Annotated in this window: 12 protein-coding genes; 10 read left to right on the forward strand and 2 right to left on the reverse strand. The window is 59.4% G+C overall.

Features of this window, described 5'->3' with window-relative positions; translation table 11 throughout:
• The first annotated feature begins 188 nt into the window (after positions 1–188).
• Genes So717_RS18535 through So717_RS18550 form a run of 4 tightly spaced genes read left to right on the forward strand, consistent with a single transcriptional unit; the run spans position 189 to position 3,624 of the window.
• Complete coding sequence (locus So717_RS18535; RefSeq protein WP_159980114.1) at positions 189–449, forward strand: hypothetical protein; 261 nt, start codon at positions 189–191, stop codon at positions 447–449.
• The gene (locus So717_RS22590) at positions 449–853 is read left to right on the forward strand and encodes an EAL domain-containing protein (protein WP_159980115.1); all 405 of its coding nucleotides are present in this window, start codon (positions 449–451) and stop codon (positions 851–853) included. The genes So717_RS18535 and So717_RS22590 overlap by 1 nt, the downstream gene beginning before the upstream one ends.
• Positions 774–1,541, forward strand: a complete 768-nt coding sequence (locus So717_RS18545; protein ID WP_159980116.1) for an EAL domain-containing protein — start codon at positions 774–776, stop codon at positions 1,539–1,541. Before So717_RS22590 ends, So717_RS18545 begins: the two co-directional genes overlap by 80 nt.
• 49 nt (positions 1,542–1,590) lie before the next feature.
• Positions 1,591–3,624 (forward strand): hybrid sensor histidine kinase/response regulator, encoded by a 2,034-nt coding sequence (locus So717_RS18550; protein WP_159980117.1) that lies wholly within the window; start codon positions 1,591–1,593, stop codon positions 3,622–3,624.
• Between the two features lie 394 nt (positions 3,625–4,018).
• Here So717_RS18550 and So717_RS18555 read toward each other — a convergent pair whose 3' ends face one another.
• Positions 4,019–5,974 carry a bifunctional 2',3'-cyclic-nucleotide 2'-phosphodiesterase/3'-nucleotidase gene (locus So717_RS18555; protein ID WP_159980118.1) on the reverse strand — a complete coding sequence of 652 codons (1,956 nt, stop codon included), beginning with the start codon at positions 5,972–5,974 and terminating at the stop codon, positions 4,019–4,021.
• 447 nt (positions 5,975–6,421) lie between these two features.
• Here So717_RS18555 and So717_RS18560 point away from each other — a divergent pair, with 447 nt between their 5' ends.
• Both So717_RS18560 and So717_RS18565 read left to right on the forward strand, forming a co-directional pair.
• Entirely contained in the window at positions 6,422–6,904 is a 483-nt protein-coding gene (locus So717_RS18560; protein WP_159980119.1) for a GNAT family N-acetyltransferase, read from the forward strand.
• Positions 6,905–7,379: 475 nt separating this feature from the next.
• Positions 7,380–10,172 carry a bifunctional aconitate hydratase 2/2-methylisocitrate dehydratase gene (locus So717_RS18565; RefSeq protein WP_159980120.1) on the forward strand — a complete coding sequence of 931 codons (2,793 nt, stop codon included), beginning with the start codon at positions 7,380–7,382 and terminating at the stop codon, positions 10,170–10,172.
• A gap of 404 nt (positions 10,173–10,576) precedes the next feature.
• Here the strand turns inward: So717_RS18565 and So717_RS18570 are convergent, their stop codons facing one another.
• Complete coding sequence (locus So717_RS18570) at positions 10,577–11,302, reverse strand: DUF6502 family protein (protein ID WP_159980122.1); 726 nt, start codon at positions 11,300–11,302, stop codon at positions 10,577–10,579.
• 518 nt (positions 11,303–11,820) lie between these two features.
• Here So717_RS18570 and So717_RS22430 point away from each other — a divergent pair.
• The 4 genes from So717_RS22430 (at position 11,821) to repB (ending at position 14,923) form a co-directional block, all read left to right on the forward strand.
• The gene (locus So717_RS22430; protein WP_238841065.1) at positions 11,821–11,982 is read left to right on the forward strand and encodes a hypothetical protein; all 162 of its coding nucleotides are present in this window, start codon (positions 11,821–11,823) and stop codon (positions 11,980–11,982) included.
• A gap of 211 nt (positions 11,983–12,193) precedes the next feature.
• Entirely contained in the window at positions 12,194–12,514 is a 321-nt protein-coding gene (hmuQ, locus tag So717_RS18580) for a heme-degrading protein HmuQ (RefSeq protein WP_159980126.1), read from the forward strand.
• 220 nt (positions 12,515–12,734) lie between these two features.
• Positions 12,735–13,922, forward strand: a complete 1,188-nt coding sequence (repA, locus tag So717_RS18585; protein WP_159980128.1) for a plasmid partitioning protein RepA — start codon at positions 12,735–12,737, stop codon at positions 13,920–13,922.
• Positions 13,919–14,923, forward strand: coding sequence for a plasmid partitioning protein RepB (repB, locus tag So717_RS18590; RefSeq protein ID WP_159980130.1), 1,005 nt, complete (start codon positions 13,919–13,921; stop codon positions 14,921–14,923). Before repA ends, repB begins: the two co-directional genes overlap by 4 nt.
• Positions 14,924–15,033: the final 110 nt, after the last annotated feature.

Here is a 15,033-nt window from a genome sequence, read left to right on the forward strand (position 1 = left end):
CCCTTGGGTATGATGGCCGCCCACCTCCAGGCGTCGCCATGGCTGATAGGCCCGTCAATGTCTCCCAGAATGTCCGGGTTGGTGCTCCATCGACCGCGTCGTGTTTTTTGGAGGCGACTTTAAGGTTTGTTTGCGCATTCCTAGTCGGGTTGTTGCGGCTTTGGTATGGTGACAACTGGTGCGGTGTTATGTCGGCGTTTGATCAGGATGGGCTGCATGAGACCTTCGCCGAGACCCTGCCCGGAGCGGCGTTCTTTTTCGAGATCGATGCCGCGCAGACCGAAAAGATCCGCTTTCTCAATTCAGGGTGCGAACAGATCTGGGCGGTCTCCGCCAAAACGCTCTCCATCTGGGAAGCACGGTTTCGCATCACCGATGCGCGCGGTGCTCAGAAATACCTGCTGAGCCGGGGCAGACCGACACGCCTGCCGAATGGGGGCAGGCCCTGATGGATGCCGACACCGCCCTGACCGCTGGCAAATCGATGGGGCGTAACCAAACCGTTCTGTTTCATGAGGATATGCGCCGCTCCGCCGTGCAAAGCGCCAAGATCGCCGCCCGGATCAAGATGGGCATCACCGACGGCGCGTTTGAGCCGTTTTTCCAACCTCAGATCGGGTTTCCCGGGGCTACGCTTGTGGGTCTGGAGGCGCTCGCGCGCTGGAAACAACCCGATGGCAGCCACGCCCCGGCCGAGTCCTTCATCGAGGTCGCAAATGAAACCGGGCTGATCACGGAGATCGACAAGGCGATATTTGGGGCGCAATCTCGATATGCGCGCCACCCTGACCCGCCGCGGCATTGCGAACCCAAGGGTCTCGCTCAACCTGTCGAGCGCGCAACTTGGCAATGAGACCGTGGTTGAATGGCTGTTGGATGAGCGTTTTATGCGCAACGTCTCAGCCACGCAGGTCAATATCGAGGTGCTTGAATCGACCCTGCTGGATGAGCGCGTTGATCGGATTGGCCAGAACATCATGGCCCTCTCCAATGCCGGTTTCCGCATCGAATTGGATGACTTTGGCACCGGCCACACAGCACTCGCGAGCCTGACCCGCTTTCCGGTGCATCAGATCAAGGTGGACCGCAGCCTCGTCAACGGCGTCGATCAGGACTCCAGGAAACGCGCCATCGCAGGGGGGCTTTACCTTGTGTGCAGGAAGCTGGGAATCGAGGCGATCGCAGAGGGCGTCGAAACCGCGGCGGAACTGAATGCCCTGCAGGAGTTCGGCTTCACGAACTTCCAGGGTTACCATTTCGCCCGCCCCAGCCCGAACAGCGGTTGCTGGACTGGTTGGATGCCCGCGACAGGCACGCGGGCTGAGAACGGCATAGGCCACGCCGATAACCCTGCCCTGCCCCCCACCACGTCTGCTTTGCCGCTTGGGCTTGGATGGCTGCTATCCCCCAACCGGCGGCGCAGTTTGAAACCGGCTGACCCGGGCGCTCCGACAGATCCATGGCGCCACATGCGCTGCATCCAAAAGTCCGGTCACCCGGCTGCCATTGACGCTCTGTCATATGCGAAAAAGATTGTGTGATGCGCGTCCGCACGGCACAAGATGAACAAAGCTGTCGAAAGAGATCTCCATGTCCGAGAAGAACTATCTGGAAGACGAGCTGGAAAAACTGATCCTGTCGGATCCGGAGATCTGGCGTTTCATTCGCGAAACCTCCCTGGATGGGGTCTGGTATTGGGATCTGGAAAACCCCGCGCAGGAGTATATGAGCCCGGAGTTCTGGCGGGTCTTCGGCTTCGATCCGGCCGAGAAAGAGCATCTGGCGTCCGAATGGCAAGATCTCATTTTTCCAGCGGATCTGGAGCTTGCCAAGGATAATCTGACAGCGCATCTGCAAGACCCCGATCATCCCTATGACCAGATCGTGAGATACCTCAGGTCAGATGGGCAAACCGCCTGGGTGCGCTGCCGTGGCGTTGCCATTCGCGACAAGACCGGCAAACCCATCCGCCTGTTGGGTGCGCATAATGACATCACGGCGCTGAAACGAAGCGAACGCATGGCGCGGGACACAAGCGATCTTCTGACATCGATCATGGATACCGCCAGCAGCGCGATCATCGGCCTGACAGCCGACGGTCAGATCGCCTCGATCAACTCTTCGGGGCGGCATTTCCTGGGGGGGCTCAGCGCCGATCTTCCCATGCCCTGGCCCGAAGACATCAGTTTCCTCGAAGCGTTAACGTTGCACCCGCTCGAAGCCTCCAAGAACCCGATTCTGCGAAGCCTGGCTGGCGCCGCGCTGAAGGGCGAGGTGTTTTTGATGACCCGCACCTCCGGCGATGACCCCAGATATGTGCGCGTCTCCAGTGCGCAGATGGCCCAGACAGACCCGACCTTGCATTCCGTGATCATCCTGGACGATGTCTCAGACCAGGAAAAACACCGCCAACAGGTGGAGCGGACAAGTCGGCTTGATGCGCTTGGTCAGCTGACCGGCGGCATTGCGCATGATTTCAACAATCTGCTCGCCACCGTCCAATATGCGCTGGAACTGACCCGCACGGCGACAGACCCCGATTTGCGGGACAGCTATTTTGAGACGGCCTCGAAATCGGTCGAACGGGGGGCCGCTTTGACCAAGCGGCTGATGGCCTTCGCCAAGCAGCAGCCCGGCATCGCCAAATCGCAAGCGGTCCAGGCGATCATCGACGAGTTCGAGGATCTGGCGCACCCCGCCATTGAAGCCAGCATCGCCATGCAGTTTCAGACCACGGATCCCGACCTCTGGGTCTATTGTGACACCGCGCAATTGCTGAATGCCCTGCTGAACCTCGTGCTGAATGCGCGCGATGCGATCATCCGGTCTGGCACCGGCTCAAAGATCAGCGTGCGGGTCCGGAGCGTCAATGAAATCACCGCCGACGCCACGCTCCGACAGGAGCATCCCGGGACCCACATCGCAAAAGGCCTTCACGCCGAGCAATTTGCCGATCAGGAGCGCCGCGACAACTCCGCCTATCGCTATGTCGAGTTTGCCGTCACGGACAACGGCCCCGGCATGTCCGAGGAGGTGAAGCGGCGGGCCATTGATCCCTTTTTCACAACGAAGAACACCAACTCCGGCACCGGGCTTGGGTTGTCGATGGTCTATGGCTTTGTGCAACAGTCGAATGGTGAGCTGCGCATTTATTCGGAACGGGGACAGGGTACGACCATTCGTCTGCTATTGCCGCGCGGCACGATGTTCGGCAAGCGCGAAAAACCCGTTGAAAGGCCGCCCGAACAACGCGGAAACGGCGAACGTATCCTCATCGTCGAAGATGAGCCAAGCCTGCTTGTGATCATGCAGGAGCTGATCCAGTCATTGGGCTATACCACCCAAACCGCACGGTCGGGGAACGAGGCTCTGGACCTGATCCAACAGGGTGAGGCGTTCGACGTCATGATCACGGATATCGTCATGCCGGGTGGTCTCGGTGGTTTCGATCTGGCCAAGCAGGTCAGGCAGATAAGGCCGGATCTGCCGATCATCTACATGTCGGGCTACTCCGGCTATTCCGAAGGTGACATGAGCGATGTCGTGGCGCCCATGCTGCAAAAGCCCTGCCCGCCAGCAGAGCTGGCCGAGGCGATTGGCACCGTGCTGTCCAAAACACCCTGAGCCGGTGAGACCACAGGGGTAGCGGATGCTGCGGCCCCGTTTTCATGCCGCATCTGCATCTTTTCAGGAGAGGGCCAACCGGGCCCTGGGCACAGTTCTAAACATCTGCCCGGACGGCATCAGACAGGGGCCGCCCCGGTCTTCAGGGCGCTGTCTGGTCTGAGGACGTCGCACAGAAACATCCTCAGACGTGAGGCGATGAAGCGGCGGCCCTGACGCCAATCAACGGGCAGCGCCAGGCAAAACTTACCCAAACCTGACCCCTGTTCAGATGAAGGCCGAAACCGCCAATGCGGGACCAAGCGGCCTTTCTGTACTCGTCCAAGAAAGGCCGCTTTTCTATTAGGCGCGCTCAGCGATCAGGCGGGGCAATTGCATTGCCACTAGGTCCCGTTCAAAGCGCGATGCGGAAGCGGGCAAAACCGTCCGGGCCCTCGCCCGCTTCTTCGATGTCGACGTCAACCTGATCCAGATAAGCGCTGGCTGCGGGCCCTGTGTCGAAGAGCACTGTCGTGCCTTCCATCGGAGCGAAGGACCAGTTGCTGTCCGCACGCGGGCTGATCGTTCCTTTTTCGACGATGTAGCGCACGATCACATCGCGGTTGGTGTCTGGTCCTTCAAAGACTGTCGTCTCGCCACTGGCACCGGGGAAGCTGCCACCGCCGCCCGCCCGATAGTTGTTTGTGGCAATGATGAACTCCGCCTCCAGATCCAGCGGCGCGCCCTTGTAGGTCAAGTTGACGATACGGTTTGCAGTCTCGTCCAGCAACACGCCCTTTGGATCATATTTTGAGGGCTGCGACAGATCGATCTGGTACTCGACACCGTCAATCACATCGAAGTTGTAGCTTGGAAAGGCAGGGTTCAGCAGCACCACGTCTTGCGCTCCGGGCGAGACTTGATTGAAGATTCCCGCCGAGCGTTCCAGCCAATCCTTGACCTGTTGTCCTGTGACCCGCACGGCGCGCGCGGTGTTTGGATAGAGATAGAGGTCAGAGACGTTCTTGATCGCCACGTCACCCTTTGGAACATCAGTGAAGTACTCTGGTCCGCCCCTGCCGCCAGCCTTGAAGGGAGCGGCCGCCGAGAGAATGGGCAGGCCTTCATGCTCCGTCCCCCGCATCATCTGCTCAATGTACCAGAGCTGCGCAATGGAGACGATCTGAACCGAGGGGTCGTCTGCGACCAGAGCAAAGTAGCTGTGCAGCGGGGCGTCGGTTTTACCCACGGCCCGGCGCACATAGGCCAGCGTCTCATCGTGCTCGGTCTGCACCGACGCCAGGACCTTCCCGTCGCTTTCAACCAGAGCTGTCGTGGACCTGTCTTCGTTGCGTTTTGAGATGGGCCGCGCTTCGGACACAGCGGACACAACACGCCATTCATTGCCATCTTTTTCGATCAGCAAATCAATCAGGCCCATATGGCTGCCCCAGAAACCGCCCATTGTCGCAGGCGTACCCATCAATGTGCCTGCATCCACATCCGCGCCAGCAAACTCCGCATAACCCGGCGACGGGAACACAAGGTGACTGTGCCCTGTCAGAATGGCATCCACACCGTCTAGCCCAGCCAGCGGCACGGCAGCGTTTTCCATCCCGTCGCTGGCAGTCGCAGCGCCGATGCCGGAATGCGACAGCACCACGATGATGTCTGCGCCGCGCTCTTTCATCTGCGGGATATAGGCCTTGGCCGTCTCAAGGATATCACGTGCCTGTACTTTGCCTTCGAGGTGTCGGCGGTCCCAGTTCATGACCTGTGGTGGAGTGAAGCCGATCAGGCCGACTTTGATCGGTTGTTCAGCACCAGATCCATCTGTGACTGTGTGATCGAGGATGACATAAGGCGGGATCAGGGTCTTGTCCTTTGTTGGGTCGCTGCCGAGTTCCAGGGCAACGTTGGCATTGACCACCGGGAAGTCAGCCCCTGCCAGGGATTTCATCAGGAAATCGAGGCCATAGTTGAACTCATGATTGCCCAGGGTCGAGGCATCAAAGCCAAGCGTGTTCATCGCCTCGATGATCGGGTGCATGTCCCCGTCTTTCATGCCGCGCTCATAGGCGATGTAGTCGCCCATCGGGTTCCCTTGCAAAAAGTCACCATTGTCGATCAGCAGCGAATTTGACGCTTCTTCACGGATGGCCTGGATCAGCGAGGCTGTGCGGGCCAGGCCCACGGTGTCCCGGGGCCTGTCGGCATAGTAGTCATAGGGGAACACGTGAACGTGCAGGTCAGTGGTTTCCATGATGCGCAAATGAGCCTGGTTGGCGGCTGCACTGGCGGAAAACGGATGCAGGGCAATAAACCCAGCAGTGCCGGCAAGAAAGCTGCGGCGGTCGAGCGTTAAGGACATGATCAGGGGTCTCCACTGTTGATCTGATTTGTCTAACCATGCGTGTGTGACCAGTATGTGTCACCCCCAAGATCGTAAATTCACCACGTGTCTCTTGGCCGCACATCCCGATGTATGGCTATTGCGCTGCGTCCCCTGGCTGGAGTTTTCGAAATCAAATCCAGACAGCCGAGACCTCCACTGCGGTCATTCAAGAAACTTGCCGCACCGGTCAACTAGGGCGCGCCACCCGCTTTCGCCGTTGGCGGCACAAACGACAGTATATTGGTGCCCGAGGGCGGGTATTCGGCTTTGATCGAGAAAATTCACAAGGTTGGCAGCGCCAGCGGGTGACCGGTCCTGGTCAGCGTGCCGCTCCGGCACTGCCGCGCCAGCGCGGGTCCGTTCAGAGCCTAAAACTACCAGAGAATTGTTGGCCTAAGTGCAGCCAGAACATATGATCCTCGCATGGAGCAACTTAGCCTTCGCCGAGCCACTTTGGATGACCAACATGCTGTGAGCGTTGTCAGCCGACGAGCCTATGAACCGGCCTATTTTCCACTAATTGGAGCACTGCCGCGACCGGCTACCGAAGACTATGAGCCATGGATACGAGATGGGTTGGTCTGGGTCTGTGAGGCGAAAAACTCTGTTGTGGGCGCTCTAATCATCAAGAAACATGCCGATTTCTGGATGATTTGGAGTCTAGCAGTTGACCCAACACGACAGGGACAAGGCATCGGAATGTGGTTGATTGAACAGACTAAACAGATAGCGCGCTTGAACAGCGTTCGTACACTTCGACTTCACACCAACTCAAAAATGGCGAGCAACTTGGCGCTCTATCAGAGGGCTGGCTTTTACCAAACTGAAATCGTTCCGCATCCAAGTCGCGTGGACCACGAACTTGTTTACATGCAATTCGACGTTGAAGAGCCAAACAGCGGCTAAGTCCGCGACCCGTTAATTGCCGCCGCCATCCTCGCTGCGTGATGAACGAATGGCTGCTTCCTCTGCCGCCGCGCGGCGTTATCAACCAAGCACGTGCAGCGATTTTCACGCTGTGCGCGCGCGGCATTAGTTCAAGACGTCCGCTAAGGGCTCAAGAGCCAGCCTTTGCGTCGATATGCATGCCGGGCAGCTTTTTCCGGATTTCAGATATCTCAGTCAGTTGGTGACCTTGCGTTTGGCATCAGTCGAGACCTCTGCGTGCCGCTGCGACCCTGGCCATGGCCTGCAACCCAGCGACATGGGGGCACGGCCAGCAACGCCATGTTCCAGATCATGATGCGACACTCCTTAAATTGCGACAGAACGAGATGTTGAATGTCGCAGGTTTATTGTATACTTTTGCATACAGAAAAACCGGCCCCGGTTCCCGGCGGGCCGATCCGATCATTGGCAAATTCAAAAAACTGGGTGCTGCATGAGCCTCTACGCTGACTATCTGAACGAGATTGAAACCCGCAAGGCGGACGGTCTGAACCCCAAACCGATTGATGACGGTGCGCTGCTGCGCGAGATCATCGCGCAGATCAAGCAGGCCGACCATCCCCACCGGGCTGACTCCCTGCAATATCTCATCTACAACACCCTGCCCGGCACGACGAGCGCGGCCGCAGACAAGGCGCAGTTCCTCAAGGAGATCATCCTGGGCGATGTGGCCGTCGACGAGATCACCCCCGCCTTCGCCTTCGAGCTGCTCTCGCATATGAAGGGCGGCCCGTCGGTCGAGGTGCTGCTTGATATCGCTCTGGGCGATCACGCGGAGCTTGCGGCGCAGGCGGCGGCTGTGCTCAAGACCCAGGTCTTTCTTTATGAGGCCGACACCACCCGCCTGAAAGGCGCCTATGATGCGGGCAATGCGGTGGCGGCGGATATTCTCCAAAGCTACGCCAAAGCGGAATTCTTCACCAAACTGCCCGAGATCGACGAAGAGATCGAGGTCGTCACCTATATCGCCGCTGAGGGCGATATCTCCACCGACCTTCTGTCGCCCGGCAATCAGGCGCATTCGCGCTCTGACCGTGAGTTGCACGGCAAATGCATGATGTCCGAGACCGCTCAGAAAGAGATCGAGGCGCTCAAGCTGCAGCATCCGGGCAAACGCGTGATGCTGATCGCCGAAAAAGGCACCATGGGTGTGGGCTCCTCTCGTATGTCTGGCGTGAACAACGTCGCCCTTTGGACCGGCAAACAGGCCAGCCCCTATGTGCCCTTCGTCAACATCGCGCCGGTTGTGGCGGGCACCAATGGCATCTCGCCGATCTTCCTGACCACCGTGGGCGTGACTGGTGGCATCGGGGTTGATCTGAAGAACTGGGTGAAAAAACTCGATGAAGACGGCAAGCCGATCCTCAACAACGACGGCAACCCGATCCTGGAACAGCGCTATTCGGTTGAAACCGGCACTGTTCTGAAGATCAACACCAAGACCAAGAAGCTCTACAGCGCGGATGGTGGTGAAGAGCTGGTGGATATGTCCAGCTCCTTCACGCCCCAGAAAATGGAGTTCATGAAGGCCGGCGGCTCTTACGCCATTGTCTTTGGCAAGATGCTGCAGACCTTCGCCTGCGAGGCGCTTGGCGTGCCGTTGAAATCCGCCTTTGCCCCGTCGAAAGAGATCAGCCATGAGGGTCAGGGCCTGACGGCGGTCGAGAAGATCTTCAACGCCAACGCGCGGGGTACAACGCCCGGCAAGGTGCTGCACGCAGGCTCGGATGTTCGGGTCAAGGTCAATATCGTGGGCAGCCAGGACACCACCGGCCTGATGACCAGTCAGGAGCTGGAGGCGATGGCCGCAACCGTGCTCTCGCCCAGTGTCGATGGTGCCTATCAGTCCGGCTGTCACACGGCGTCTGTCTGGGATCAGAAGGCGCAGGCCAACACGCCGCGCCTGATGGCTTTCATGCATAAATTCGGCCTGATCACCGCGCGCGACCCCAAGGGCGTCTACCATGCGATGACTGATGTGATTCACAAGGTGCTGAACGATATGACCGTGGATGACTGGGCCATCATCATCGGCGGCGACAGCCACACGCGCATGTCCAAGGGCGTGGCTTTTGGGGCTGACTCCGGCACTGTGGCTTTGGCGCTGGCCACCGGTGAGGCAACCATGCCAATCCCGGAATCGGTCAAGGTCACCTTCAAGGGTGCAATGGCGCCGCATATGGATTTCCGCGATGTGGTGCACGCCACCCAGGCGCAGATGCTCGCGCAGCACGGCGACAACGTCTTCCAGGGCCGCATCATCGAGGTGCACATCGGCACGCTGCTGGCGGATCAGGCCTTCACCTTCACCGACTGGACAGCAGAGATGAAGGCCAAGGCGTCGATCTGTATCTCCAATGACGACACGCTGATCGAATCGCTGGAAATCGCCAAAGCGCGCATCGAGATCATGATCGACAAGGGCATGGACAACGACGTGCAGATGCTGCGCGGTCTGATCGACATCGCCGACAAACGCATCGCCGAGATCCGCTCGGGCGAAAAGCCCGCCCTGTCACCGGATGAAAACGCCAAGTACTTTGCCGAAGTGGTCGTCGACCTTGACGAGATCGTCGAGCCAATGATCGCCGATCCGGATGTGCACAATGTCGATGTGTCCAAGCGCTACACCCATGACACCATCCGCCCGATTTCCTTCTACCAGGCGGAAAAGAAGGTGGATCTGGGCTTTGTCGGCTCCTGCATGGTGCATAAGGGTGACATCAAGATCGTCGCGCAAATGCTGCGCAACCTCGAAGCGGCGCATGGGAAGGTGGAGTTCCAGGCGCCGCTGGTGGTGGCCGCGCCCACCTACAACATCATCGATGAGCTGAAGGAAGAGGGCGACTGGGAGATCCTGCAGAAATACTGCGGGTTCGAATTCGACGATGCCGCCCCGAAAAACACCGCACGGACGGAGTATGAAAACATCCTCTATCTCGAACGTCCGGGCTGCAACCTCTGCATGGGCAATCAGGAAAAAGCGGCCAAGGGCGATACGGTGCTGGCCACCTCGACCCGGCTGTTCCAAGGGCGGGTCGTTGCCGATTCCGCGACGAAAAAAGGCGAGTCGCTCCTCGGCTCCACTCCCGTCGTTGTCCTGTCGGCCATTCTTGGCCGCACGCCCACGCTGGAGGAGTACAAGATCGCTGTCGAGGGGATAAACCTGACGAAATTCGCGCCGCCCCAACAGACCCCGATGGGCGCGGGGTCCCTACACTTCTAGGCTCAGTGATATCGCCCCGCCATCCAACGGGCGCGGCTGACGTTGCATAGCGTCACGAGACCTAGACACCAACACAGGCCCTGCCCCCTTGGGGCAGGCAGACCTGTTGCCCGACCGAAGCTGATACGCGGTAACGCGAAGGGCTCGGTCATCTACATGGCGGGTGTTGCAGCCATCGCCTTCGACGGCATGCAGAGCCTCGATTGGCCGCTATGTGCAGTGGCGCACCATTGCGCTGGGATCGCATCAGCATCTGTTTAATGTGCCCAAATCACGGCACCTCTTGCTCAGTTGTGCAGTCTCCTGTGCCACCTATTCCCCCTTGGCGCGGGCAATCTTTTGCGGGCACCACATCGGGTGTTGAACATGCAGTCAGAGCGATCAGCGCAACGAGCGCGATTGTCTTACGGATCATCTGAATTGACCTTTCGATCTCGGTCATCGAAAAAATATCCACCAGCGCGGAACCGGTGAGGCCCATCTTCGCTGGCTGGGAACTCTTGGGCCATTGTGTCCATCTCCTCCAGTGTCTGTCTCATGCGAGACCTGAAGTGCTGGTCGAGCTGCGTTACTGCGTTGACGGATAGGCCTTCGTAGTGAACACCCATGTCGTAGTTCTTGGCCGCGTCCACAACGTTCGAAACTGCCGTTTCCAGATGGTCACCAACATTGTCCGCCAGATACGCCAATTGGTCATCCGAGCCTGCGGCGGGTTGATAGCTGCGCGCATTGAGGCTGACCTTTTCGCCGGTTTCGCTGACGGTGCCGGTCTCAATTAAAATGTCCAGAAATGTGCGTGGATGGACATCTTTTCGAATGCAGCGCGCGAGGCTGGTAAAGCTGCCATCCCCGCCTTGTATCGGGATTCCTTTGGGATCATAGGCCGGGTCATTCCACCAAAGCGCGATGATTTCCGCCAAGGGTTGGCGCTTGGATTGGGTCGGAACGTCTTCGCCTCGCAACTTCGCAATGTCGCGTCGCTGTAGGCCGGTTTTGATGCTGATCTTGCTGTCTGTCGCGGTCCCGTGGTCAAGGCGCTCAGCGGCTTCAATGTAGGCATAGCGTAAGCGACGCTCCACGACCGGAAACAACCATCCCTTTTGTACGGCCAGTCGCGCCAGCGGGCGCAAAATGGGGTCAAGACAATGCATATGTGTATTTTGCACATTTTTCTTGATTGCGCAACAGATGTATGAGATGTGCAATTTACACATTTATATCTGAACCCAGTCTGATGAAACGGAAGAATCTCATGAAACTCCTCGCGACGGCATGTCTCCTCGTGCTTCTTGGCGCCTGTTCTGCTCCACACTTCGTCGGTGACGCCCGGCCAGTCCCGGTCACCTCTACAACGCCTGATCATTTTGAATTTCCCGCCCGCTTTGCCGTAGCGCGGCTTGTCTATGGAAGGGCCCAGACGGCAGGCCCAGAGGAGGCAGCCCCGTGGAGCGATTTGGCAAATCGCTCGAAGACTCTGGGCAGCTTTACCCCCCTGACACGCAAACTGCCCAACACCCGATATTCCCAAACCAAGGACTTGGTCGAAGCCGCGCGTGAGCAACGATTTAACTACGTGCTTTTGGTTCGTATGTATCCGTCAACCGGAGCGGCTGATGTTATGCTTTTGCACGCGGGATCGGGCGGGGTTATGGCCACTGCCACGGCTGTATCACCTTCAGGCGGTCAACGCGGGTTTTGGGGCGGTCAGATCCGCAACCCGGCCCGATTGGAGCGCGCTACATTGAAAATCGCAAAGGCGGCCATGCCTTTGGTCGAGGACACGCTGCGTGGCGCCACCATGCGCCAATAAGGAGCGCGCGAGGCGTGGCGTGGTCCACGACGCAGCCGCAGGTCTTACCCCTTGGCATTCCGGTGCAATCGGGTCACTCTGTGGTCTGTAGACGCGCCGCCAGCCGCCATGCCTCTGAGGTCCTCGCCAGCGCGCAGTTTGCGGACCACCCCAGAATGCTCTCTGACCTTGCTTCTGAAACCCTTTGCCGTGCTCCCTGAAAGGACCCCCGATGTTCATCGCCATGAATCGCTTTACCGTCGCAAAAGAAAACGAAGAGGCGTTTGAAGCGCTCTGGCTCGGGCGCGACAGCCACCTCAAGACCATGGACGGGTTTGTCGAGTTCCACATGCTCAAGGGGCCCGAGGCGCAGGATGGCACACGGCTATATGCATCCCATACCGTCTGGTCGTCTGAAGACACCTTCCGCGCCTGGACCCGATCAGATGCGTTTCGTGCGGCCCATAAGGACGCGGGCAGCACCGCGACGTTGCACCAGGGCGCGCCCACATTTGAAGGGTTCTCCGTGATCCAGGAAATCGCTGCCGACTAGCACCAGACGGCGGAGCGTGGACACTACACGTGCCGTCTGACTGCCACAGATCAAAGGGCCCTGTGGCCCTTTGTGCGCATTGTGCCTCAGCTGTTCAGGACCGCGATATCTAGATACCCCTTGCGCGAATCCCATGTCTCGGGCAATAGTCACGGAAAAAGGCGGTCAAACGGTCAAAACCGTGATCCGAACGAGGCAGTCAGCAGAGGGTCCCACGCAGATGGACGGCGTTCAGGCTCAAGATGATCTCAATTCCGTCATTCGGCAACATGCCGAATGGCTGGCATCGCAGTTGCATGCGCAACGCGAAAGCCTGTTTCCGCCGGATGCGGCCAAGGCCATGCGCAAATTCACCAGCGGCGAGGCGGCCACGCTTCTCGGCGTCGGTGACAGCTATCTGCGAAAGCTGCATCTGGACGGTCGCGGCCCGACGCCTGAGATGACGGCAGGCAATCGCCGGCTCTATTCGGCGGCTGATATTCAGTCTCTACGCCGCACATTAGAGACAACCGCGCGGCGTCCGGGAGAGTATCTGCCAGGTCGCCGCGACGGCGACAGCATGCAGATCATCGGCGTGATGAACTTTAAGGGCGGGTCCGGCAAAACGACGACAGCGGCGCATCTTGCGCAGCGTCTGGCGCTCAAGGGCTACCGGGTGCTGGCCATCGACCTCGACCCGCAGGCGTCGCTGTCGGCGCTGCATGGGGTCCAGCCGGAATATGACCTGCCTGATGGCGGCACGCTCTATGATGCGATCCGTTATGAAGAGGCCTCGCCCATTCGTGATGTGATCCGCCCCACCTATATTCCCGGTCTTGATCTGATCCCCGGCAATCTCGAGCTGATGGAGTTCGAGCATGAAACGCCGCGCGCACTGGCCTCCGGGGCTGCGGGGCTGTTTTTCTTCCGGGTCCGGCAGGCGTTGGCACAGGTCGAAGACGACTATGACGTGGTGGTGATCGACTGCCCGCCGCAGCTTGGGTTTCTCACCATGTCGGCACTCTCCGCGGCGACGGGGGTGCTTGTCACCATTCACCCCGAAATGCTCGACGTGATGTCGATGTCGCAGTTCCTGCGGATGACCGCGGATCTGATGGATGTGATTGCTGAGAGCGGCGCGGATATGAAGCACGACTGGATGCGCTACCTGCTGACCCGCTACGAGCCCGCCGACGCGCCGCAGAACCGGGTCGTGGCGTTCTTGCGCACCATGTACGGCGATCATGTGCTGAACGCGCCGATGTTGAAATCAACCGCCATCTCTGATGCGGGCCTGACGAAGCAGACGCTTTATGAGGTCGAACGCTCCGCCTTCACCCGCGCCACCTATGACCGCGCGATGGAGAGCCTGAACGCGGTGAATGATGAAATTGCGGCTCTGATACAGGCCACTTGGGGGCGCACATGAGCAACAATCGCAAAAAACGCCTCTCCATGCTCGACACACTGGCCGCGACGCAGGCCCCTGCCCCGTCAGGTTCGATGATGGCGACCAATCGGGCCCTGCGCTCGGCCCGCGATGCGGTGGATGCGCATCATGTCTGGGATCTGGACCCGTGGTGCATTGACGATCTGCGCCCCGAAGACCGGCTGGATGCGGGTGATGTGGCTGATCTGCGCGACGCGATTGAGGTGAACGGCCAGACGGTGCCCATCCTCGTGCGCCGCAGCCCTGACAACCCGGACAGGTACTTGCTTGTCTACGGGCGCCGTCGGCTTGAGGCGATCCGCCAGTCTGACAAGGTCGACAAGGTCCGCGCGCTGGTCGCTACGCTGGATGACACGGCGGCTGTTCGGGCGCAGATTTCCGAGAACATGGCGCGGCGTGACCTCAGCTACATCGAGAAAGCGCTCTTTGCGCGGGCTTTGATCGACAGCGGGTTTGGCACCCAATCGCATGTGGCCGAGGTTCTGACCGTCAGCAAATCAGCGATCTCCATGGCGCTGGCGGTGGTGGATATGGTCAGCGTGGATCTGGCCCGCGCCATAGGCCCCGCGCCCGGTGTTGGTCGTCCGCGCTGGGACGCGCTCAGTCGCGCCATTGAGACCTCTGGCGTCGACACCGCCCATTTGATCCCCATTGCGCAGGATGCGCATGACAAGGCGGCTGTGGCGGCGGTCAGCGACCCGACCGTCCTGCCCGCTGATCCATCGGTCGCGGCCTTTGAGGCTGTGGCGGCGGAGCTGGACAGACATCAGGCCGCATCCCCGGCGCAGAAACCTGCCAAAGCCTTGAAAAGCCGGACAATTCAGGCAGGCGAGCGGCGCATCGCCACGGTCCGGCGGGCCGGGTCTGGCGGTGTGCGGCTGGATGTGGACGCAGGTAATTTCGCGGACTGGCTGGAGCGCAACGCCGACGCCGTCCTTCAAGAGCTTCACACGCGCTGGCAAACGCGCGGCGAAGAGTAAGGCAAGAGCAGCAACCAAGGAGGCACGCCAGACAGGCAAAAAAAAGGTCCCGCAAAGCGGTGGCGCCCTACGAGACCCTTGTTTCTAGCACCTACAAGGTACGATTTTGC

Origin of the sequence: Roseobacter cerasinus (genome assembly GCF_009811755.1) — a bacterium.
Lineage (GTDB): Bacteria > Pseudomonadota > Alphaproteobacteria > Rhodobacterales > Rhodobacteraceae > Roseobacter > Roseobacter cerasinus.

Excerpts from the sequence above, each read along its gene's own strand:
- So717_RS18535 (WP_159980114.1), top strand. The coding sequence starts at position 189 with ATGTCGGCGTTTGATCAGGATGGGCTGCATGAGACCTTCGCCGAGACC.
- So717_RS22590 (WP_159980115.1), top strand. The coding sequence starts at position 449 with ATGGATGCCGACACCGCCCTGACCGCTGGCAAATCGATGGGGCGTAAC.
- So717_RS22430 (WP_238841065.1), top strand. The coding sequence starts at position 11,821 with ATGGCCACTGCCACGGCTGTATCACCTTCAGGCGGTCAACGCGGGTTT.
- hmuQ (WP_159980126.1), top strand. The coding sequence starts at position 12,194 with ATGTTCATCGCCATGAATCGCTTTACCGTCGCAAAAGAAAACGAAGAG.
- So717_RS18545 (WP_159980116.1), top strand. The coding sequence starts at position 774 with ATGCGCGCCACCCTGACCCGCCGCGGCATTGCGAACCCAAGGGTCTCG.
- repA (WP_159980128.1), top strand. The coding sequence starts at position 12,735 with ATGGACGGCGTTCAGGCTCAAGATGATCTCAATTCCGTCATTCGGCAA.
- repB (WP_159980130.1), top strand. The coding sequence starts at position 13,919 with ATGAGCAACAATCGCAAAAAACGCCTCTCCATGCTCGACACACTGGCC.
- So717_RS18555 (WP_159980118.1), bottom strand. The coding sequence starts at position 5,974 with ATGTCCTTAACGCTCGACCGCCGCAGCTTTCTTGCCGGCACTGCTGGG.
- So717_RS18565 (WP_159980120.1), top strand. The coding sequence starts at position 7,380 with ATGAGCCTCTACGCTGACTATCTGAACGAGATTGAAACCCGCAAGGCG.
- So717_RS18550 (WP_159980117.1), top strand. The coding sequence starts at position 1,591 with ATGTCCGAGAAGAACTATCTGGAAGACGAGCTGGAAAAACTGATCCTG.
- So717_RS18560 (WP_159980119.1), top strand. The coding sequence starts at position 6,422 with ATGGAGCAACTTAGCCTTCGCCGAGCCACTTTGGATGACCAACATGCT.